This is a genomic window from Rhodococcus sp. ACS1 (assembly GCF_002300155.1).
Lineage (GTDB): Bacteria > Actinomycetota > Actinomycetes > Mycobacteriales > Mycobacteriaceae > Rhodococcus_F > Rhodococcus_F koreensis.
The window spans coordinates 354,637-374,219 of the sequence record NZ_NSDZ01000004.1 but is presented as its reverse complement, the minus strand read 5'-3'; the positions used below and the strand labels follow the sequence as shown (position 1 = coordinate 374,219).

At 63.4% G+C, this 19,583-nt stretch carries 19 protein-coding genes; 7 read left to right on the top strand and 12 right to left on the bottom strand.

Annotated elements, in window-relative coordinates; translation table 11 throughout:
• Window positions 1-33 precede the first annotated feature (33 nt).
• The 4 genes from CJ179_RS14050 (at window position 34) to CJ179_RS14035 (ending at window position 5,310) form a co-directional block, all read left to right on the top strand.
• A complete protein-coding gene (locus tag CJ179_RS14050; RefSeq protein WP_218834820.1) occupies window positions 34-1,602 on the top strand; it encodes an ABC transporter substrate-binding protein in 1,569 nt (522 codons plus the stop codon).
• Window positions 1,603-1,708: 106 nt separating this feature from the next.
• Window positions 1,709-3,271: an ABC transporter substrate-binding protein gene (locus tag CJ179_RS14045; RefSeq protein WP_257015506.1), complete on the top strand. Its 1,563-nt coding sequence runs from the start codon at window positions 1,709-1,711 to the stop codon at window positions 3,269-3,271.
• A 13-nt stretch (window positions 3,272-3,284) separates the two neighbouring features.
• Complete coding sequence (locus CJ179_RS14040; RefSeq protein WP_257015505.1) at window positions 3,285-4,340, top strand: ABC transporter ATP-binding protein; 1,056 nt, start codon at window positions 3,285-3,287, stop codon at window positions 4,338-4,340.
• Window positions 4,330-5,310, top strand: a complete 981-nt coding sequence (locus tag CJ179_RS14035; protein WP_095861955.1) for an ABC transporter ATP-binding protein — start codon at window positions 4,330-4,332, stop codon at window positions 5,308-5,310. The genes CJ179_RS14040 and CJ179_RS14035 overlap by 11 nt, the downstream gene beginning before the upstream one ends.
• Before the next feature lie 75 nt (window positions 5,311-5,385).
• Here the strand turns inward: CJ179_RS14035 and CJ179_RS14030 are convergent, their stop codons facing one another.
• The 6 genes from CJ179_RS14030 to CJ179_RS14005 form a co-directional block, all read right to left on the bottom strand.
• Window positions 5,386-6,621 carry an NAD(P)/FAD-dependent oxidoreductase gene (locus CJ179_RS14030; RefSeq protein WP_257015504.1) on the bottom strand — a complete coding sequence of 412 codons (1,236 nt, stop codon included), beginning with the start codon at window positions 6,619-6,621 and terminating at the stop codon, window positions 5,386-5,388.
• Window positions 6,622-6,769: 148 nt separating this feature from the next.
• Window positions 6,770-7,474: a PaaI family thioesterase gene (locus tag CJ179_RS14025; protein ID WP_257015503.1), complete on the bottom strand. Its 705-nt coding sequence runs from the start codon at window positions 7,472-7,474 to the stop codon at window positions 6,770-6,772.
• A gap of 143 nt (window positions 7,475-7,617) precedes the next feature.
• Window positions 7,618-7,833, bottom strand: a complete 216-nt coding sequence (locus CJ179_RS14020) for a hypothetical protein (RefSeq protein WP_095861953.1) — start codon at window positions 7,831-7,833, stop codon at window positions 7,618-7,620.
• Between the two features lie 3 nt (window positions 7,834-7,836).
• Entirely contained in the window at window positions 7,837-8,280 is a 444-nt protein-coding gene (locus CJ179_RS14015) for a Zn-ribbon domain-containing OB-fold protein (protein ID WP_095861952.1), read from the bottom strand.
• Window positions 8,277-9,488 carry a thiolase gene (locus CJ179_RS14010; protein ID WP_095862674.1) on the bottom strand — a complete coding sequence of 404 codons (1,212 nt, stop codon included), beginning with the start codon at window positions 9,486-9,488 and terminating at the stop codon, window positions 8,277-8,279. The genes CJ179_RS14015 and CJ179_RS14010 overlap by 4 nt, the downstream gene beginning before the upstream one ends.
• A gap of 4 nt (window positions 9,489-9,492) precedes the next feature.
• A complete protein-coding gene (locus CJ179_RS14005; RefSeq protein ID WP_095861951.1) occupies window positions 9,493-10,617 on the bottom strand; it encodes an amidohydrolase family protein in 1,125 nt (374 codons plus the stop codon).
• A 27-nt stretch (window positions 10,618-10,644) separates the two neighbouring features.
• On the opposite strand from CJ179_RS14005, the gene CJ179_RS14000 reads away from it, so the two are divergent.
• A complete protein-coding gene (locus tag CJ179_RS14000) occupies window positions 10,645-11,514 on the top strand; it encodes a TetR/AcrR family transcriptional regulator (protein ID WP_257015502.1) in 870 nt (289 codons plus the stop codon).
• Here CJ179_RS14000 and CJ179_RS13995 read toward each other — a convergent pair.
• Genes CJ179_RS13995 through CJ179_RS13980 form a run of 4 tightly spaced genes read right to left on the bottom strand, consistent with a single transcriptional unit; the run spans window position 11,500 to window position 15,744 of the window.
• Window positions 11,500-13,962, bottom strand: coding sequence for a CoA transferase (locus tag CJ179_RS13995; RefSeq protein WP_095861949.1), 2,463 nt, complete (start codon window positions 13,960-13,962; stop codon window positions 11,500-11,502). The two genes, CJ179_RS14000 and CJ179_RS13995, sit on opposite strands and share 15 nt — an antisense overlap.
• Window positions 13,963-14,018: 56 nt before the next feature.
• Window positions 14,019-14,855 (bottom strand): SDR family oxidoreductase, encoded by an 837-nt coding sequence (locus CJ179_RS13990; RefSeq protein WP_095861948.1) that lies wholly within the window; start codon window positions 14,853-14,855, stop codon window positions 14,019-14,021.
• Window positions 14,856-14,914: 59 nt separating this feature from the next.
• Window positions 14,915-15,316, bottom strand: coding sequence for a MaoC/PaaZ C-terminal domain-containing protein (locus CJ179_RS13985; protein ID WP_095861947.1), 402 nt, complete (start codon window positions 15,314-15,316; stop codon window positions 14,915-14,917).
• Window positions 15,313-15,744, bottom strand: a complete 432-nt coding sequence (locus CJ179_RS13980) for a MaoC family dehydratase N-terminal domain-containing protein (RefSeq protein WP_179377590.1) — start codon at window positions 15,742-15,744, stop codon at window positions 15,313-15,315. Before CJ179_RS13980 ends, CJ179_RS13985 begins: the two co-directional genes overlap by 4 nt.
• 330 nt (window positions 15,745-16,074) lie before the next feature.
• On the opposite strand from CJ179_RS13980, the gene CJ179_RS13975 reads away from it, so the two are divergent.
• A complete protein-coding gene (locus CJ179_RS13975; protein ID WP_095861945.1) occupies window positions 16,075-16,941 on the top strand; it encodes an alpha/beta fold hydrolase in 867 nt (288 codons plus the stop codon).
• A gap of 15 nt (window positions 16,942-16,956) precedes the next feature.
• On the opposite strand, the gene CJ179_RS13970 is transcribed toward CJ179_RS13975, so the two are convergent.
• Window positions 16,957-18,450 carry an aldehyde dehydrogenase gene (locus CJ179_RS13970; protein ID WP_218834819.1) on the bottom strand — a complete coding sequence of 498 codons (1,494 nt, stop codon included), beginning with the start codon at window positions 18,448-18,450 and terminating at the stop codon, window positions 16,957-16,959.
• 67 nt (window positions 18,451-18,517) lie between these two features.
• On the bottom strand, window positions 18,518-18,940 hold the full coding sequence (locus CJ179_RS13965; protein WP_143548900.1) for a carboxymuconolactone decarboxylase family protein: 423 nt from the start codon (window positions 18,938-18,940) through the stop codon (window positions 18,518-18,520).
• 145 nt (window positions 18,941-19,085) lie between these two features.
• Here CJ179_RS13965 and CJ179_RS13960 point away from each other — a divergent pair, with 145 nt between their 5' ends.
• Window positions 19,086-19,547 carry a hypothetical protein gene (locus CJ179_RS13960; RefSeq protein WP_095861943.1) on the top strand — a complete coding sequence of 154 codons (462 nt, stop codon included), beginning with the start codon at window positions 19,086-19,088 and terminating at the stop codon, window positions 19,545-19,547.
• Window positions 19,548-19,583 lie beyond the last annotated feature (36 nt).

Sequence of the window (19,583 nt, the reverse complement as noted above, 5' to 3'; positions counted from 1 at the left end):
ATGTTCTTCACCCGGACCATGAAAGGTCCTCCCGTGATTTCGAAAAGACGTGCGCTCGTGGCCTGCGCTGCCGCCGCCATGCTCATGCTCAGCGCGTGTAGCAGCGGAAGCTCAGCCGACTCAGCAAGCACCAGTGGCCCCTCCGGGGACGTGGTGAGCGGCGGAACCGGTCGGATCATCGAACAGGCCGAACCCCGCAGCCTCGATCCCGCGCTCATCTCCAACTCCTGGGCCAACTCCCCGGTGCTGGGCAACGCGCTCTACGGCACCTTGATGATCGACAATCCGGAAACCGGTGGCATCGACTTCAAGCTGGCGGAGGACTTCTCGTCCGCCGACGCGGGCAAGACCTTCACCCTCACACTGCGCGACGGTGTCCAGTTCTCCGACGGCAGCCCGTTCGACGCCGAAGCGGTGAAGTTCGGCTGGGACCACATCAAGAACCCGGCAACCGCCTCGCCGGACATCCCGCAGGCGTCCTTGATCGACAGCAGTCGCGTCCTCGACGACCGCACACTCGAGGTGGCGTTGGTCGAACCGGTCCCGAACTTCGCCAACGCCATCTTGCAGACGTCGATGAACTGGATTGCCTCCCCGGCCTCGTTGCAGGCCGGCCAGCAGGCCATCGACACCAATCCGATCGGTGCCGGGCCGTTCACGTTGGAGCAGTGGTCACGTCAGGACGTCATCAAGCTCACCCGCAACGACAACTATTACGACGCGCCGCGCCCGTATCTGGACAAGCTCGAGATCCGTGCCATCGGCGACGCCGATCAGCGATACAACACCCTCGTCAGCGGCGGCGCCGACCTCACCCTCGAAGGCAACTGGTCGAACATCGACAAGGCGAAGAACGCCGGACTGCAGAACGCGGTCGTTCCGACCGGCGGCGGCACCACTTTGGTACTGAACAGCACGAAGGCACCGTTCGACGACCCGCGGGCCCGCAAGGCCTTCGCGATCGCGCTCGATCTCGACGGCATCAACAACGCGGTCTACGACGGCACCGCCAAGCTGCCGCACACCCTGTTCGACGAGTCCTCGCCGTTCTACAAGAACATCCCGCTCGCCGACGAGGACCGAGCAGAGGCACAGCGCCTCCTCGACGAGCTCGCCGCAGAGGGCAAGCCGCTGGAATTCACGATGTCGCTGTACCCGTCGGGCAAGGCTTTGGGTGAGGCGATACAGACGCAGCTCAGTACGTTGAACAATATCAAGGTCAACATGCGCACCATCGACTTCGCCCAGGTAGGTCAAATCCTCGGCCAGATGGACTACGACGTGATCACGAACGCTGTCGTTTTCGGAGATCCCGAACCACGCCTGTGGTTCGGTCTTCACGGTGCCTCCGCAGGAAACTACAGCGGCGTCAAGGATGCGCAGATGGATGCAGCACTGGACGACGCACGGGTTTCCCAGGACGATTCGGAACGGGCGGCGGCGTATGAGGTTGTCCAACAGCGTCTTGTCGAACTGAATCCCGTCATCTTCTATGTCCGTTCTGCGCCCGGGGTCGTCGCCAACGGCAATGTCGGTGGAATTCAGCAGTACGGGATGGGGTCGGTACTTCCCGAGGTGCTCTGGATCCACACCCATGATTGACCCCCCATTCCTTCGGATGCGGTTCGGCCGCACCGTGCTGGACTGATCTGACCGATACCCTTCTGTGTCAGGTTCTTTCACCCTCTCAGCCCATGAAAGGTCCCCCGTGATCTCGAAAAGACGTGCGCTCCTGGCCGGCGCTGCCGCCGCCATGCTCATGCTCAGCGCGTGTAGCAGCGGAAACTCAACCGACTCGGCAACTGCCGGCGGCCCCGCCGGTGACCCGGTCACCGGCGGAACCGGCCGGATCATCGAGCAGTGGGAGCCGCGCACCCTCGACCCCGCACAGATCACGAACTGGTGGGCGAACTCCCCAGTTCTGGGCAATGCCCTCTACGGCACCCTGATGACCAACGATCTCGAAACCGGAGAGATCGACTTCAAACTGGCGGAGAGCCTCACAACCGCCGACGCGGGCAAGACCTTCACCCTCACCCTCCGTGACGGCGTCCAGTTCTCCGACGGCAGCCCGTTCGACGCCGCAGCCGTCAAGTTCGGCTGGGAGCACGTCAAGGACCCCGCCACCGCCTCACCGGACATACCGCAGGCGAAGCTGATCGAGAGCAGCCGCGTCGTCGACGACCGCACCCTCGAGGTGACCCTGGTCGAACCGGTCCCGAACTTCGCCAACGCCATCGTGGAAACGTCGATGAACTGGATCGCCTCCCCGGCCTCGTTGCGGGCCGGCCAGCAGGCCATCGACTCCAATCCGATCGGTGCGGGACCGTACACGCTCGAGCAGTGGTCTCGCCAGGACGTCATCAAGCTCACCCGCAACGTCAAGTACTACGACGCACCACTCCCGTATCTGGACAAGCTCGAGATCCGCGCAATCGGCGATGCCGATCAGCGGTACAACACACTCGTCAGCGGTGGAGCCGATCTCGCCCTCGAAGGCATCTGGTCGAACATCGCCAAGGCGAGGGACGCCGGCCTGCAGAACGCGGTCGTTCCGCTCGGCGGCGGTACGGATCTGGCCTTGAACACCACCAAGGCGCCGTTCGACGACGTGCGGGCCCGCAAGGCGTTCGCGCTCGCACTCGATCTCGACGGCATCAACAATGCGGTGTTCGAGGGCACGGCGGAGTTGCCGCGTACCCTGTTCGACGAGTCCTCGCCGTTCTACAAGGACATCCCGCTCGCCGAGCAGGATCGGGCCGAGGCGCAGCGCCTCCTCGACGAGCTGGCAGCAGAGGGCAAGCCGCTGGAATTCACGATCTCGCTGTATCCGTCGAACAGGGCTCTGGGCGAGGCGATTCAGACTCAGCTGAGCACTTTGAACAACATCAAGGTCAACGTGCGGACGATCGATCTGGCCCAGCTGGGCCAGATCATGGCGCGGAAGGACTATGACGCCCTGGTTGCGGGCCTGATGTTCAGTGATCCCGAGCCGCGCCTGTGGTTCGGTCTCCACAGCTCCTCCAGCGGAAACTACAGCGGCATCGCCGATCCCCAACTGGACGAGGCACTCGACAAGGGCCTGTCCTCCCAGGACGAGTCGGAGCGCGTGGCTGCGTACGAGGTGGTCCAGCAGCGTCTTGCCGAGTTGAACCCGCTCATCTTCTACACCCGTGCTGCACCGGGTGTCATGGCCAACGGCAACGTCGGTGGAGTCGTGCAGTACGGAATGGGGTCGGTACTACCCGAGACGCTCTGGATCCAGAAGTGACAAGGAGACGACAATGAGTGCTCCTCAGCTCTGCCCACCGAAAGGCAGCGAGAACATGGTTGATACCCCGGTCCTTCAGGTGCGCAACCTTCATACGTACATCGGTTCGCCTCGCGGCGTCGTACAGGCGGTTGACGGAGTGTCCTTCGACGTGGCGCCGTCCGAGGCATTCGGAGTCGTGGGCGAGTCCGGCTCGGGAAAGTCTGTGATGGCGCGCGCCATCATGGGATTGATGCCGAGTCAGGCTTCCCTGACCGGCGAGGTGTACTTCCAGGGACGCAACCTCCTGACACTCAGCCAGAAAGACAGGGAGGAGGTTTGGGGGAAGCAGATTGCGATGGTGTTTCAGGACCCCGGTCGTTCTCTCAATCCCGTGGTCCGTATCGAACGCCAACTCACCGAGGGAATTCGGCGACATCTCGGTGTTTCGCGTTCCGAAGCGCACGGTCGCGCGCTCACCCTCCTCCAAGAAGTGGGAGTTCCCGATCCCGAGCAACGACTGCGCAACTATCCGCACGAACTCTCCGGCGGCATGCGCCAACGCGTGATGATTGCGATTGCACTTGCATGTGAGCCTGACCTGCTCATCGCCGACGAGCCGACCACCGCACTCGACGTGACGATCCAGCGGCAGATCCTGGATCTCTTGAGGAAGGTGCAAACCGAGCGTGGGATGTCGCTGATGCTCATCAGCCACGACCTTGCAGTGGTTGCCGGACGCACCGACCGCGTCGCGGTCATGTATGCAGGCAAACTGGCCGAGGTCGGATCGACGAGGGAGGTGTTCAACGCGCCCCGCCATCGGTACACCCATGCACTGCTCGGTGCAACGCCGACGATCGAGCACGAACGCCATGCACCGTTGAACTTGATTGCGGGTTCACTGCCGTCCCCCACCCATCCACCGGCAGGGTGTCGGTTCGCGCCCCGTTGCGAGGCGGCGGACACGGAATGTACGGAACTGGGCCCGACAATGACCTCTGTCGGTAGGGACCATCAGTTCGCCTGCATGAATCCAGCATCAACACAATCTCTTTCAGCAGTCGGAGGTACACCCCGTGGCCGGTAGCGGAACCGCGCATCTGCGCGGAGAAGACACTCTTCTCAGTGTTCAGGACCTTGCGGTCGAATACAGAACGAAAGGCGGATCGTTCAAAGCGGTCGCGGGTATCAGCTTCGACGTCAAGAAGGGCGAGACACTCGGCATCGTCGGCGAATCCGGGTGTGGCAAATCCACGACAGGCCGGGCCGTACTTCGCCTCGATCCCATAGCGGGTGGACGAATCCGCTACGACGACACATGGATCGAAGAACTTCCCGAGAAGCGTATGCGCGATCTGCGCCGGGAGATGCAGATGATCTTCCAGGATCCTGTTGCATCGCTCAATCCACGTCGAGCTGTCAAGGACATCGTCACCGAGGGCCTCGCGATCGCGGGTGCGTCCGCCGAGGACCAGTCCGAGGCATCGCAGACGGTGCTCGAGCAGGTGGGCTTACCCAGCGAGCGCTTCTCCTCGATGCTGCCACGTCAACTGAGTGGTGGGCAGGCCCAACGCTTGGCCATCGGCCGGGCCCTCGCGCTCAATCCTCGCCTACTGATTTGCGACGAGCCGGTCTCGGCCCTGGACGTGTCGGTGCAAGCTCAGATTCTGAACCTCCTCGAAGATCTCAAGAAGGAGTTCGATCTGACGATCATCTTCATCGCCCACGATCTGGGCGTGGTACGAGCGGTCAGCGACAACGTACTGGTGATGTATCTCGGTAAGGTCTGCGAATTCGGTGACGCCGTCGAGGTTTACGAAAAGCCGGCACACCCCTATACCCGAGCACTGCTCGATTCCGTGCCGTTGACCGATCCTGACAAGGGATTTGCCGGTCCCGCCCTCCAAGGCGACATCCCGTCTCCCCTGCGCCCGCCGGCCGGTTGCCGATTCAGGTCACGCTGCCCCTCTGCACAGGCAAAGTGCGCCGAGGAGGAACCCGTGATGAGCGAGGTTCGTCCCGGGCAGTACGCGGCCTGCCACTTCCCATCGCGTTAGACCGATCCCGAGACCGAGACTCCCCAGTGCCGCAACGAAGTTGCTGCACCGGGGATTCATCACCACGATCGGAGATCAGGTCATCGACGCGACGCGGACGGCGGCAGCCAGGTCATCGACCACTTCTTGTCGGCGCAGACGAGATTGCTTCGGCATGTTCCAGCCCAGGATGCCGGTGACAATCCCCTCCTTGCGATACCGAGCGACAAACCGGCGAGCCGACAGATCGCCGTCGACGATGTCCACCTCGGCATCTGCAGGGAGTGCGCCGTGTACCTGAATCTTCACGTCGAACTGATCAGACCAGAAGTACGGCACGGGCACGTAGGGTTCGTCTTCGCCGACGATGGCACCGGCAACTGCGAAGCCCTGTTCAGTGGCATTGGTTCGGTTCTCCAGGCGGACAAGTTCACCGAGCTGCTCATGATGCCATCGGGCCACGTCACCGACGGCGTAGATGCCGTCTGCCGCTCGGCAACGAGAGTCGCACACCACGCCGTTGTCCAGCCGCAAACCACTGTCGGTCAGCCAGTCCGTCGTCGGGATCGCACCGATCGCCACCACAACCACATCGGCTGGCAGAACCTCGTCCGTCGCCAGTCGGACGCCGGTGACACGTCCGCCTGCTTCCGTCAGTCCGACGACGCTGACGCCCAGTCGTAGTCGGACTCCATTGTCCTGGTGCAATTCCGCAAGCAGTTCCGACACCATCGGACCGACCTGCAACACCATCGGCGCCGGCTGCGGGCCGGTCATTGTCACGTCGACGCCCAGTGCCCGTGCTGTTGCAGCGATTTCGGACCCGAGAACCCCTTCGCCGACGACGACCAGCCGAGTAGCCGTCAACAGGTCGGAGCGCAACGCGATTGTATCTTCGAGCGAGCGCAGCACATGTACCCCGCCCAGCCACTCCGTCCCCGGCAAGACTCGGGGACGCACTCCCGTCGCGATGACGATCGCATCCGCCTGCAAGTCTCGGCCCGCTGCCGTTCGCACCGTCCGGGTAGCCGGGTCCAGTCCGACCGCCGAGTCACCAAGGATGAAGTCAGCATCCAGGGAACTCAAGGCTTCATCCGTACGCAACGCTGCGCGGCCGGATTCCCAGGCCCCCGAGAGGACCTGCTTGGACAGGGGCGGACGATCATAGGGCGCATGCACCTCGTCCCCCAGGACGGTGATTCTTCCCGTGTAATTCCTGCGCCGCAGCGCTTCCGCGGTAGAGAGGCCTGCCGCTGACGCGCCCACCACCAACACCGCATCCGGGGACGTCATGCGAGTGCCGACGCCCGATGTAATGTCGCCATTCCCCATGCGTGACTCCCAATCAACTCTCTTGGCGTGTATCGCCAGATAAATTAGACCAAACGTTACAAACAATTAGAGCCGACGCAGCGGAGGCTCTTTCACCATCCACACTCGCTGCGAATTCGCGGACGCCGGCCGACGAGTCTTGAATGTCCTACGGCTGGCCGGGATTGAGCCTGACGAACAGCCCCTCCGCCTCCGCGCACACCACGTCTCCGTCACGCAGTTCGGCACGCAGAACTCGCTTGCGCCCTTCCTCACTGACGAACCATCCATGCACGGTGAGTTCGGCACCGACTGGGGTGACCGACCGGTAGTCGGTGTGCAGGTAAGCGGTCCGGGAGTGTCGTCGGCCTGCCGAGTTCGCCAACCGACCCAGGACCTCGTCGAAGAACAGCGGGATCGCACCACCGTGTACCGCCCCGTTGCCGCCCAGAAAGTAGCGGCCGAATCGGACCGTGCCCCGAACATTGTTGCGGTCGGCCTCCCTGACGACAAAGGTCGGCGACATCGTCTGGCCTCGCCCCTGCAGATCCCGGAGGTGACCGAACACCTGATCCCGCTCCGGAACGGCAATCGGTGCGAGCCGCTGGCCCCACCGTTCCAGATCGTCGCGCAGTGCGGCCACAGTGTCGGGGTCCGGCCGTGCGGCAGTGACGTAGTCCAAGAAGTCGCGCAATCGCGCGACCATTTCACCGTAAGCAGTGTCGTTCTCATCGCCCGGCTTCACCAGCGCTGCCCATGAGTCGGGCACCGGAACATGGTCCAGTTCGGGCATGTCGATTCCGAGCCTCGCATTGTCATCGCGCATCGTTGTGCTCATCTCACCGACATCCCGCGCGTACTCCTGCAGTGCCATCCCGTACTCCCTTTCCCAACCCAGGCCGCTCGCCCGTGTGCGCGGAACAGGGTCCCAGCACACGGGAGAGCGGCGTTGTGACGACGCTGCCCTCCGGTCGAGTCGAGTTCAGGACGAAGACGAACAGGCCACGCCGGTCGCTGTCATTCCGCGATGCTGCCCGTGTGAAGCCGCGCGAGACGCAGACCTTCATGCTGGTCAGGCGCCTCGACGTTCCACCCACCGCACGAACACCAGCACGTGTAGTGATCCCCGTCGGGAATAATCCCCTGGCCATCGCAGGATCCACCAGTGTTCGCGATGCTCGTCATGAACTCGAGTGGCTTTTCCTCGAGTGCGCTCTCGTAGTCGCCGTCCATGTGTCAGACCTCGCTTTCGGAATCAACGCGGAAGACGGGCAACTGCCAACCATCCGAAATGGGATGGAAGTCGACCGTCAGACTCATGCCGATCTGCACTTTCTCGGGTGCGATGTCGACGATGTTCGTGACAAGCCGCGTCCCCGGGGCATCGGGCAGCTCGACGACAGCCGGCACCAGGGTCAGGTTCGGTTGCCCGGGAAACTTGTGCACGACCGCGAAACTATAGACGGTCGCGCGGCCGGACAGATCCACCCAGTCCATCGACGTCGACTGGCACTCCGGGCAAAACGGCGTCGGAGGCAGTCGAAAGGTCCCGCAGTCACTACACTTGGGCGCCACCAACCGACGCTGCTTCGCAGCCTGCCAGAACGGCTCGGTCGAGGCATCGGTGGCGATTCTTACCCTTTCGGTTGGAAGCACCGAGGCGAGGCGTGATTCGGTCATCGGTCACGCCCCAGGATGAGGCCGCTGATCGGCAGAGCCGCGGGCCCCCCGGTGACCAACGCGTAGTCGGCATCGTCAACCTGATTGATCGCAGTCCCGCGCATTTGCTCGACTCCCTCCAGAATGTGGGTCATTCCGATGATGTACGCCTCGGACAGTTGTCCGCCATGGGGATTGACGGCGACGGCCCCCTTCTTCTTCTGACGCGAGTAGCGGATAGCACCACTCTCCACGAAGGGTCCACCCTCGCCCTTCTCACAGAAGCCGTAATCCTCGAGCTGCATCACGACCATCGGGGTGAAATGGTCGTAGATCAGGGCAACGTCGATGTCCTGCGCGGTGAGCCCGGCCTGCTTGTACAGGCGGTCGGCCACCGACTTGTGACCGGAAGATGTGAACGTGTCCGCCGGCATGCCGTACCAGGTGAATCCACGGCCCCAGTCCCGTGATCCACCGTGAGCGGCCGACACCACTGGGACCGGCTTCTGCTTCATGTCACGGGAGCGTTCCGCGGACGTCGTGATGATCGCGATCGCACCCTCCGTCTCCAGACAGAAGTCGTACACGCAGAGCGGCTCCGCGATCATTCTCCCGTTGAAGTACTCCTCGCGGGTGAGGGGCGCCTTCTGAATGGCCTTGGGCCTGTTCAAGGCGTTGTTGCGCGTCGAGATCGCGACCTCGGCGAAAGCTTCACGGGTGGTGCCGTACTCGTACATGTGACGACGCGCCAGCACCGACATCAGGTGTCCCGGACCCGCCAGTCCGGACGGCTGCACGAACGAACCGAGCGGAGTGGGCGGTTTGGCCGAGATCACGGTTCCGAGCCGCTGTTGTTGCTGCTGCAACGCCATGACCGTCACCACGACGGACGCGTCTCCGGCCACAATCGCAGCACGGGCAAGGCCGATCGCTCCGGCCGAGCCACCGCCACCACCGGTGAGTGTTGCCGTGAACCGAACCTCGGGGATTCCCAAGGTCTCCATGAAGTCCACAGTCTCCATCTTGTCGCCGTAACCGGCGCCGGCTCCCGAGTAGTACGCGAAGCCGTCGATCTCCTTGACCGAGATTCCGGCATCGTCACATGCTGCCAGAATGGCCTCGCCGGCAAGCTGAGTGATGCTCTTGCCTGCGGATTCACCCCTGCGGTAGTAGGGCGTCGCTCCGACACCGACGATCGCGACGTCACGGCTTCCCGAATCCTTCAGCATGCCGTCATACCCCACTGCTGGGAGCAGCCGGAACGTGCGGGAACAGCTCGTAGAACGCACCCTGGGTTATCCGCAAGCGAGTCTCGTCGGAGACGCCGTCGAACAACTGCTTGAGGGTGTCCTGCGTATGCCCGAAGGTTCCCTCCATGTGGGGGTAGTCGGAACCGAACATCACATTCTTGTAGCCCATGGCGTCATGCGCAGCGACCGCCGTCTCGTCGTGCTGGAAGGATGCGTACACCTGCGCCATCAGGGTTTCCTTCGGATCGCGCTCGAGCTTCGGGCGCACGACCCTACTGTGCTGGCGGTACCCCTCGAGCATGCGATCACCCAGGAACGGAATCCAGGTGGCACCGCCCTCGGAGATCAGCACCCGCAGGTCGGGATGCCGATCGAGGGCACCGGACGCGACCAGTTTCATCGCGGCCCGCTGGCCGGAGAAGGTCGTCTCGGCGTAGTTCATCACGGCACCGCCGGGTCCGCGGTACACCACACCGGCACCGCCGGACGTGACATCCACCGGATCCGTGCCGATGTGGAAGGCGAGAACCATTCGAGCGCGTTCCGCAGCATCCCAGAACGGTTCCCATTCAGGACGGTGCCAATCCGGTGCACTCGGGTGCGGCGTGGTCGGCAGGAAGACCGCATGGAAACCGTTCTCGGCTGCCCACTCGAGTTCGGAAACCGCGTCCTCGACGACCAGCGTCGAAACCTGTGCAGTCACCACGTAGCGATCCGAGACGGACACAAGATCTTCCAACGCCCACTCATTGCTTGCCCGCATGCACGCCTTGAGCAACTCGGGCGTACGGAACGTCGAGGACCACATCCCCAGCGACGGGAAGATGACCTCGGCCCACACCCCTTCGTGGTCCAGGTCGGTGAGGCGAGCCTTCGCATCCCGGATGCCGACCGCTTTCCGGGTCTCCTCCAGGAACTCGACAGCCGCCGAGGTCGGCAGTTTGCGGCGGAAGGTCTGACCGTCGACATGCACGGTTTCGTACTCGCCGTCCGGATCCTTCTCGGAAATCGGCGTCAGGTCCGCGAGCGCCTTCGGCAACCGGGTCGTCCACAGATCGCCCGGCTCGAGAAAGTGCGAATCGCCGGAGTTGGTCCAGATCTTCTGCATTGCGCAATCCTCCGAACATCAGGCCGCATGCACGCGGCGTTGGGGTCAACCGAGTATCTCACTAAGTTAGCGAGGTGTCCATACTTTCTAAGACTTGTCTATTATCTTTGCATCGAGGGAGAATCGTGGAGCGATCACGTCGACGAACCTTGCACAACCGACCAGCGGAGAGGCCAGACCATGCCACCCGAGAATGATTCCACCAGCACCAGGCGCAGGCACACGACAGGTGAAGCAACTCGTGAACTGCTGATGACGTCGGCCGAGCGCCTGTTCGCGTGGCATGGTGTGGAGGGAGTCACGTTGCGGGAGATCCAGATTCAAGCTGGTCAGTCGAACTCGTCGGTCATCGCCTACCACTTCGGATCGAAAGCCGGGCTCGTTCGCGCACTGATCGCTTTTCGGTACAAGACCATCGACGCACGGCGAACCGAGTTGCTGGAGGAGGCTCGTGCCGCGAACAACATCCGTGACCCCCGGACTGCGGTGTGGCTCATAGTGCGCCCCCTGGTGGAAAGCATCGAGTCCGGCGAGATGTTTGTGCCCTTCCTCGCCAAACTGAACGAGAACCCTCGCTCGCATGGCGAGTACTGGCCCAGGCAGCTCGAGGATACAACTGTCGACGTCCTCAATCAGATACCGCTCGAAGTGGTTGCCGACATGCCTGATCGAGTTCGACGCGGTCGCGAAGTCCAGCTGTACAACAGTGTGCTGCACATGCTCGGCGATCACGCACGTCGACAGCATCACATCAGCGAGGCGAGGCTGAGCAGCTACGTGGACGGGTGGGTGGGGATGCTGACCGCGCCGGTCTCGGCGACAACGTCCAGTCTCCTGAAGACCGACGCGACCGTCCCCCGCACCCACCGCCGTTCGAAGCAATCAGCCCGCGATTGACTTGTCTCTGAGCTCCGCGATCTGCGCAGCGCCATAGCCGATCTCGCTCAGTAGGGCATCGGTGTGCTCGCCGAGAGTGCAACCCGCGTCGGCCTTGACATCGGACCGAGAGAAGCTGTTGAGCGGCGCGAGCCGCCGATGCTCGTCGAACACAGGGCTGACAGCGGTGGCCGTGTATCCGGCATTGTGGAACTCGTCCGTCTGCATGCACCATTCCGCCGTTTCCTGCGCGACGGCAACACAGCCCACATCCTGCGCCGTCAGAAGTGACTCCCACTGGTCCTTCTTCCGCGTGCCGAAAATACTGCTCAGCGCGGCCACCAGCGCTGCGCTGTTCACCCTCCGGGACTCGGGATCTGCGAACCTCTCGTCTCTGATCTCGTCGTACTCGCTGAGTGCGCGGACGAGCGGGGCCCACTCGTCTGGTTCAGGTGCTGCCAGGAAGACCCAGCCATCGGCGGCCCGGTACATGCGGTAGAGCGGGCCGAGCCCACGGAACTCGTCGTCGACACGCGTTACCGCCTGGCGGCCCGCATAGCTGGTGTTCCGCGAGATCAGGATCTGCGTGCAACTCGCCAACATCGTCGTGACGAGGTCGGCGAGCACGATCCCGCGTCGCTTCGCGTAGATGCCCAACAGCAAGGCGGATCCCGCGCCCAGAGCAGCGACACCATCGGCTTGCACCGCCGGAACCGTTCCCCCGGCGTAGAGACTGCGAGCACCGGTCAGGAGCTCCTCACGATCCTCCGGCCCCTGTCTGACCAACGGCGAATCGGTGACCGACACACCTGACGCCGCACCCATCGAAGGCGCGTAGGCCGGTCGGGAAGCGTAGGGTCCGTCGACGCCGTAGCCGACCGCGTTGAGGTACACCAGATCTGGATTGATCTTCCGCAAGGACGCCTCGTCGAAGCCGATCCTCCTGGATGCGCCGGCGCGGAAGCACTGGAGTACCGCATCGCACTGTTTCACAAGGCGGTGAAGCACATCCCGGCCCTCTTCGGTGCCGAGGTCAATGGCGATACTCTCCTTGCCTTGCAGCACCTTCGCGCCGCCGGCCTCGGGATAGGCCATGATCCCTCGGATCAGATCTCCGCCGAGGGGTTCGATCTTGATCACTCGTGCACCGAGGTCCGTGAGCAAGGTTGCACCGTAGGGACCGGCATACATCGCTCCGAGCTCGAGTACCGTCACCCCCTCGAGCGGGTACTTCTTGACACCGTCCGCGTTCCCATCGACCGGAGTCGTCTCAGGAGGGGCCGAGCTCGCGAATGCTCGCAGCTCATCGGAATGCTCACCGATGCGGGGAGCGGGCCGCACGTCGGTCAGCGGGTTACCGCCCGCATGCACGAGAGTTGAGGGCTGACGCACAGGTCCTAGGTTGGGATCGTCGACGGTGACGACTCGTCTCTCGTGAACCAGCTGTGGATGATCGAGCGCCTCGTCGGGGCTACGGAACTGCTCGGCTGCCACATTGGGGTTACGCTCGAACGTACTTTCCCACTCGGCCAGAGTCCGTTCCCCGACCTTCGAAATCATCTTGTTCCACCACTCGAAGCGCAGATCCGCATCGGGAAGCACCGGGAACCCCGCCCATTTGGGATCGGTCAGCTCCTCCGCCATGCCGAGTTCTTCCACCCACGCTTGCAGCAGCCGCGGTGCGCTCTGCGAGAACTGCAACCACGTCCCGTCCTTCGTCGTGGCCACGAGTAGTGCGAACATCAAACGGGACTGGGGGCGACCCTGATCGTCGAATGCCGCAACCTGGGATTCGAAAGCGTCCGGGTAGCGGTGAAGAATCATCTCATAGAACCAGTTGTACGGATCGTAGGCACCGACACCCGTCACCAGATTGGATTCGACCACCTGACCCAGGCCGCTCTGTTCACGCTCGATCAGGGCCGCCAGGATTCCCTGCACGGCGGAATGCGCTGCACCGAAAGACGCGTACGGCACCGAAACGTAGGTGGGATCGGGCCCCGGAGCGAGTTGCCGCTTGGAGTGGAAGATTCCGCACTTGGCCATGACCAATGCTTCGTAGCTCTTGTAGTTGGACCAGGGTCCCTGGGTTCCCCACCCCGTGATCGTTGCCGCGACCAGGCGCGGGTACCGCGCGGACAACGACTCCGCGGTGAATCCGCGGCGCTCCAACTCCGCGGGCCGCATCGTGGTGACGAGGACGTCGGCCCGGGTCAACAGACCGTCCAGCACATCGAGATCCGCGTCGGCGTCCAGGTCGAGACTGATGCTGCGCCGAGACCGAAGCAGGCCCGGCCAACCGGGCTCCTGCCGCAACGGGCTTCCCTCGGGCGCCTCCACCAGAATGACGTCTGCACCGGAGTCCGCCAGGAACTGGGTGGCCTGGGCTCCGGCCAACGTCGTGGAGAGATCGACCACGACCAGGCCGGCAAGGGGTGCAGGTCTGGTGCTGTCAGTTGAGTCGGTCATGATTCACCTTTGTGCTGTTTCGTTATTGGACAGAAGCGGCGGCCACCGAGGCTCGTTCAGCCGGCCCGGACCGCCGACAGGGTTCCCCCGTCCACCAGCAGATCCGTGCCGGTGATGAAGGATGCGCGGTCCGACGCGAGAAACTCGATCGCGTCAGCGGTTTCGACCATCGTGCCCTCACGCTCGAGGGGCGTGTTCCGGAGCAATTCGAGCTTGAGTTTGCCACTTTGGCCGGAGAATTCCCTGGCGCCCATGGGAGTGGCGATCAGTCCCGGTGACATCGACACGATGCGTGCACCCTTGGCGCCCCATGCGGTCGCGCGGCGCCTGCACATGCGGTTGATCGCGAACTTCGACAGCCGGTACGCCTGAACGGGCTGCTTCTCCGGTACCAGGGCTTCCAGTCGGTCGAAGAAGTCCGGGGCCAGCGGATCGTCCAGGACCGAGATGATCTCGTCGGTCGGCGGATCGGATCGATGAGCGGCAAGCGAGGACACGAAGATCGCAGCGGTGCTCTGCCTCGCCAGCTCCAGGCACTTGCGTTCGATGAGCGTTGCCCCGATGAGGTTCACCGTCAGCAGCGTGCGCCAATCCCCGACGGACGGCGACAGTGCCGCCACGTGCGCGAGGGTACGTAGTTGCCCCTGCTTCGCGACGAATTTTCCGAGTTCTGTGACCGATTCGGGATCGGTGATGTCACACTGCGTCGCCGTCACGTCGATGCCGTCCTCGCGGAGCACCGCCTCCCGGTTCGGATTCTTGTCCGCCGACAGGCTCGCCAGGACGATTCGGTGCGACTGACCCAAGCGACGCGCAGTCGACATACCCATTCCGCCGCCGCCGATCACCAACGCGATGGGCAGGTCGGGACGCTCGCTGACTCCAGTCCTCATGGTTCCTCCATTCACCTTCACTGAACTCGATCAGCGTTCTACCGACCGAGTTTCGAACTTCACACGACGAACTCGGCCGCCCCTTCGACGACCACCGAACCGTCGTTCTTCCGCAATGCGATCGCCAACTCGACGAGTTCCTCGCCGTCGCGTTCGAAGAGTCGCGCCACTGCCGCAGAGGCGACCAACTCGTCACCGCGGTACACGACGTTTGTGAAACGCGTCCGGAATCGCCGGACCGTGTCCTCCCCGAAGTGCTCCGTGCAATATCCCGCCAGCCAGCCCGCACCCAACATCCCCACACTGAACGCGGCCGGAAACCCCGCCGATCGGGCAAGTTCGTCGTCGTGATGCATCGGGTTCATGTCACCGCTGGCACCTTGATAGCGCACGATGTCGGTCATCGTGACAGGACCGAAAACTCGATCCGGAAGCTTCTGTCCCAGAGTAAACTCCGTCATGACTTCCCCTTCTGCACGTAGGCTGACGTGTACCAGCACTCGGCTCGAACCTTGTCGTCGTCGCCGCAGAACGACACGACGAAGCGAACGATCACCATGGGACCACTACGGCCGTGCTTGATCCGAACGTCGTGTAGCCGCTCGGACGTGAACAGGGTGTCCCCCGCCCTCGGCGGCGGCCCGTGGAAGACGTACTCCTGCTCCAGCGACAACAGGCTTGTTATGTCGAACGGGACACCCGCCGTCGCACACGCTTCCGCGACCTCTGCGGAGCGCACGGTGTTGCCGATCGCTTTCCAGTACACAACGGTTGCCAGAAAGGTCGGCGGTATCGCACTCGCCGGATTGTCCAGGTAGGCCGGCCTACCCGCACCGGTCGCGGTGGCGTACTCCCTGACCTTGCCCCACTCGATGGGAAACTTCACCATGTGCATTTCTCACTTCGCAATTAGTTCTGCAGTGCGCCGGCGGCCTGACTGCGCGGCGTCACCAGGTGGACGCGCTGCACGTCGGCCCTCGCCAATCTCTGCAATTCCGCCCCGACGGCCTCGTTCGGCCTCGACAGATCCTGGATTCTGAATTCTCCAGTGCTGCAATGCTACGCATCTCGCACTATGACATACCCAAACACTTAGTGCAATTAGTTATCTATGTCGGTCCCTACTGATATCTTCGACACAAGCCTGACCACCCGGGCCACGTGACCGGGCGATGCCTCCCGGCCGAGCGGCCCCCACTAACGAAAGCCTTTCCGCAACATGCCGATCACGAGCAGCAGGACCCTCTTGCCGGGTGACGGAGTCACCCTCACCGCCGATCTGTGGCGTCCGGAATCCCACACGGAGAGAGGGTCCGTCGTGCTCTTGCACGGTGGCGGCCAGACCAGGCACTCGTGGCAGCGCACCGGCATCCGTCTGGCCGAACACGGTTGGCGCACTTATGCCGTGGACGCCCGCGGCCACGGCGACAGCGATTGGGCATCCGACGGTGACTACAGCACCGAGGCGTACGCCCGGGACCTCGTTTCGATCGTCGGCGTGATCGGCGAGGCGCCCGTTCTCGTGGGTGCGTCGATGGGCGGGACGGCCGCGCTCATCGCGGAAGCCGACCATCCTGGCCTGAGTCGAGCGCTCGTCCTTGTCGACGTCGTCCCGAAGGCAGAGCCGGAGGGGCTGGCGAAGATCACCGGATTCTTGGAGCGCGGACTCGCCGGCTTCGACACACTCGACGATGCCCTCGCTGCCGTAGTCGCCTACAACCCCCACCGTCGTCGACCGCCGCGTGCCGACGGCCTGCGCAAGAATCTGCGTGAGCGAGATGGTCGTTGGTACTGGCACTGGGATCCTCAACTCCTCTCCGATCGAAAGAAAACACTGGCCACGGCCACAACGCGGGAGATCCGCGCACGGGCGGCAGCACGAACGATCACCGTCCCGACTTTGCTGATCCGCGGCGCACAGTCGGACATCGTCAGCCCCGACGGTGCACGCGAACTTCTCGAGTTGATTCCCGGCTCGCGTCATGTGGATGTCAGTGGTGCCGGGCACATGGTCAGTGGCGACGACAACGACGTCCTCAGCGAGGGACTGCTCGAATTCCTCTCGGAGATCCAGCCCCGGTCCTGACTCTCGCCGGGTACGTCAGTCGAGGTTTACCCACACCGTCTTCGTCGCGAGGTACTCGTCCATGTGCTCGGTGCCTCCCTCTCGGCCGTATCCACTCATCTTGGAGCCACCGAAAGGAACGGCCGGGTCGAGGAGGTGGTAGGTGTTGACCCACACCGAACCCGCTCGAACCCGAGCGGCAACTCGGTGCGCGGTGCCGACATTCTGGGTGAAGACACCGCCGGCGAGCCCGTACGGCGTCGCGTTCGCACGTTCGACAGCCTCGTCGAGGGTGTCGAACGGCAGCGCGGAGATGACAGGACCGAAGATCTCCTCCTGCACGATCGACATGGAGTCGTCGGCGTCACCGAAAACAGTGGGAGCGACGAAGTTACCGGCGGCGAGCGCTCCGGAATCGAGACGGCTTCCCCCGGCTCGGACGGTGGCGCCCTGCTGCACCCCCGCGTCGAGGAAGCCGACGACCTTGTCGAGCTGGCGCTTGCTCACCAGCGGCCCGATCTCGGTCTCGAGGTCGATGCCCGGTCCGACCCGCAGCTCGCTTGCGAAGACCGAGAGGCGCTCGACGAATTCGTCGTGAATGGCACGATCGACAAGCAGTCGTGAGCCGGCGATGCAGATCTGACCAGAGTTGGCGAACGCCGCCATGGCCACGGTAGGCACGGTGGTGTCGAGGTCCGCGTCCGCACACACGATCAGTGGTGACTTGCCGCCGAGCTCGAGCGACACCCGCTTGATGTTGTTCGCGGACGCCCGCACGATACTCTGACCGGTTTGCGTCGATCCGGTGAACGCGATCTTGTCGACCCCGGGGTGCTCGGCGAGTGCGGCACCGGCTTCGACTCCGTTGCCCGTGACCACGTTGACGACACCCTCGGGAACCCCGGCGCGGTCCATCAGCTCGGCAATCAGCAGCGGGCTCAACGGCGCTTCTTCCGAAGGCTTGAGCACGATGGTGCACCCGGTGGCCAACGCGGGCCCGATCTTCCAGATCGACGCGGCGACCGGTGCGTTCCACGGGATGATGGCGCCGACGACACCGACGGGTTCCTTGCTGGTGTAGCTCAGCAGATCACCCGTTTGCGAGTTCTTGATCGTGCGGCCGTCCAAATTCATTGCCATGCCGGCGTAGTACCGCAGCATGCCGGTGACACGCGCCTTCTCGGCACGAGTCCGGATCAGCGGCTTGCCCATGTCAAGGGTGTCGGTCAAGCTGAGTTCGTCCCAGTGCTTGTCGAACAGATCGGCCAGGTCCAGCAACAGACGTTGACGCTGAACAGGTTTGAACCGACTCCAGGGACCGTCGAACGCACGGCGTGCGGCAGCTACGGCGCGGTCCACGTCGTCCGCTCGGCCTCGAGGCACCGATGCGAGAACTTCACCCGTTGCCGGATTGACGGTGTCAATTGTTTCACCGGACACCGCGTCGACCCAGGTGCCGCCGATGTACATCTTGCGGACGTGACTCTCGGACGGAGTGAGTACGTCTTCGATCCCTGTTGTGGTCGTCATACCAGCGACTCCTTCGCTTCCTGTCGGCGCCGTGCTTTGATGTCCTCTGGACGGGGATTCGGGGGATTCACGACGAGGATGGCGCGTGCTGACGGATCGCCTGATCCAGCAGGGACGCCGCAGGCCACCCGACATATGCTGCGCACTGCAACGCAGCTTCCTCCAGCTCCTCGCGCGTGAGATCACCGCTTTCCAGAGCAGCGGCAACATGCGCCGCCATCGGTTTCGCAGCCCCCACCGCCGCAATGCACGAGAGGGTGATCAGACGACGTTCGCGGATCGACAATCCGGGGCGCGTCCACACCTGATCGAAGAGGAAATCCTCGCCCGCTTCCATGAGCACGGAGGGCGAGCCACCGCTCTTGGTGGTTACCATGATCTTCTCGTATGTCGTGCGTCGGTCGCCCGCCTCGCCGAGGTTCTTTACCGGATCATCCACTGTTCTTCCGTCCGTCGATGCTTGCGCGACCCGGTCGTCACCGGGCGTCACACCGAAACATTAGGCGCAGCGGGTAATCCCGCCGTCGTCGATATTCCACTACATGGAACGGCGTCACCCACTCCTCGGTTGCCGTTCATTCCATCCAACGGAACCCACGGATGACACGTCCAACTGCGTTCGACACACTTCGGACATGGCAATTGAGCACTTCGGTCTGCTGTCCGACGAAGGTTGGGTCGACGGTTCGGTCGACCAGATCTCCCCCAGGAACTTCTGGAACGACGGCGGTCTCCTCGCCGATGCCCCTGTCGACGCGGGGAAGACCTTCAAGGGCAACATGTGGATCTCGACCAAGGTGGACACGTCCTTCCACTTGAACGGGCTTCGATGCGAGGCCAACTTCTCGACGCCTCGTCGTCACAGCAACCTCGACGGACTGATCATCGTGTTCGGCGGCCAGTTCACCATCACGTGGGACGAGGCCGGCGACGCAGCCAGTCGAACCATCGGTCCAGGCGAGTTCTGGACCATCACGGCAGGTACTCCCCATGTCATGACCGCCGGCCCCGAGGGCGTGACCTACCTCGAGTCGTGGTCCGAACCGCTCGACAAGCTCGAAACGTACTGGCACGACGAAGGCTGGGCCGATCGCTGACTCGTCGCCCGTTCTCTGCGAACCGCCCCTGAGCTG

Bases quoted from the DNA above. Each gene is read 5' to 3' on its own strand.
- CJ179_RS13995 (WP_095861949.1), bottom strand. From the start codon at position 13,962: ATGACCGACTCAACTGACAGCACCAGACCTGCACCCCTTGCCGGCCTG.
- CJ179_RS13980 (WP_179377590.1), bottom strand. From the start codon at position 15,744: ATGGTGAAGTTTCCCATCGAGTGGGGCAAGGTCAGGGAGTACGCCACC.
- CJ179_RS13985 (WP_095861947.1), bottom strand. From the start codon at position 15,316: ATGACGGAGTTTACTCTGGGACAGAAGCTTCCGGATCGAGTTTTCGGT.
- CJ179_RS14015 (WP_095861952.1), bottom strand. From the start codon at position 8,280: ATGACCGAATCACGCCTCGCCTCGGTGCTTCCAACCGAAAGGGTAAGA.
- CJ179_RS14025 (WP_257015503.1), bottom strand. From the start codon at position 7,474: ATGGCACTGCAGGAGTACGCGCGGGATGTCGGTGAGATGAGCACAACG.
- CJ179_RS13990 (WP_095861948.1), bottom strand. From the start codon at position 14,855: ATGAGGACTGGAGTCAGCGAGCGTCCCGACCTGCCCATCGCGTTGGTG.
- CJ179_RS14010 (WP_095862674.1), bottom strand. From the start codon at position 9,488: ATGCTGAAGGATTCGGGAAGCCGTGACGTCGCGATCGTCGGTGTCGGA.
- CJ179_RS14020 (WP_095861953.1), bottom strand. From the start codon at position 7,833: ATGGACGGCGACTACGAGAGCGCACTCGAGGAAAAGCCACTCGAGTTC.
- CJ179_RS13960 (WP_095861943.1), top strand. From the start codon at position 19,086: ATGGCAATTGAGCACTTCGGTCTGCTGTCCGACGAAGGTTGGGTCGAC.
- CJ179_RS14000 (WP_257015502.1), top strand. From the start codon at position 10,645: ATGCACGCGGCGTTGGGGTCAACCGAGTATCTCACTAAGTTAGCGAGG.
- CJ179_RS13975 (WP_095861945.1), top strand. From the start codon at position 16,075: ATGCCGATCACGAGCAGCAGGACCCTCTTGCCGGGTGACGGAGTCACC.
- CJ179_RS13970 (WP_218834819.1), bottom strand. From the start codon at position 18,450: ATGACGACCACAACAGGGATCGAAGACGTACTCACTCCGTCCGAGAGT.
- CJ179_RS14005 (WP_095861951.1), bottom strand. From the start codon at position 10,617: ATGCAGAAGATCTGGACCAACTCCGGCGATTCGCACTTTCTCGAGCCG.
- CJ179_RS14030 (WP_257015504.1), bottom strand. From the start codon at position 6,621: ATGGGGAATGGCGACATTACATCGGGCGTCGGCACTCGCATGACGTCC.
- CJ179_RS14040 (WP_257015505.1), top strand. From the start codon at position 3,285: ATGAGTGCTCCTCAGCTCTGCCCACCGAAAGGCAGCGAGAACATGGTT.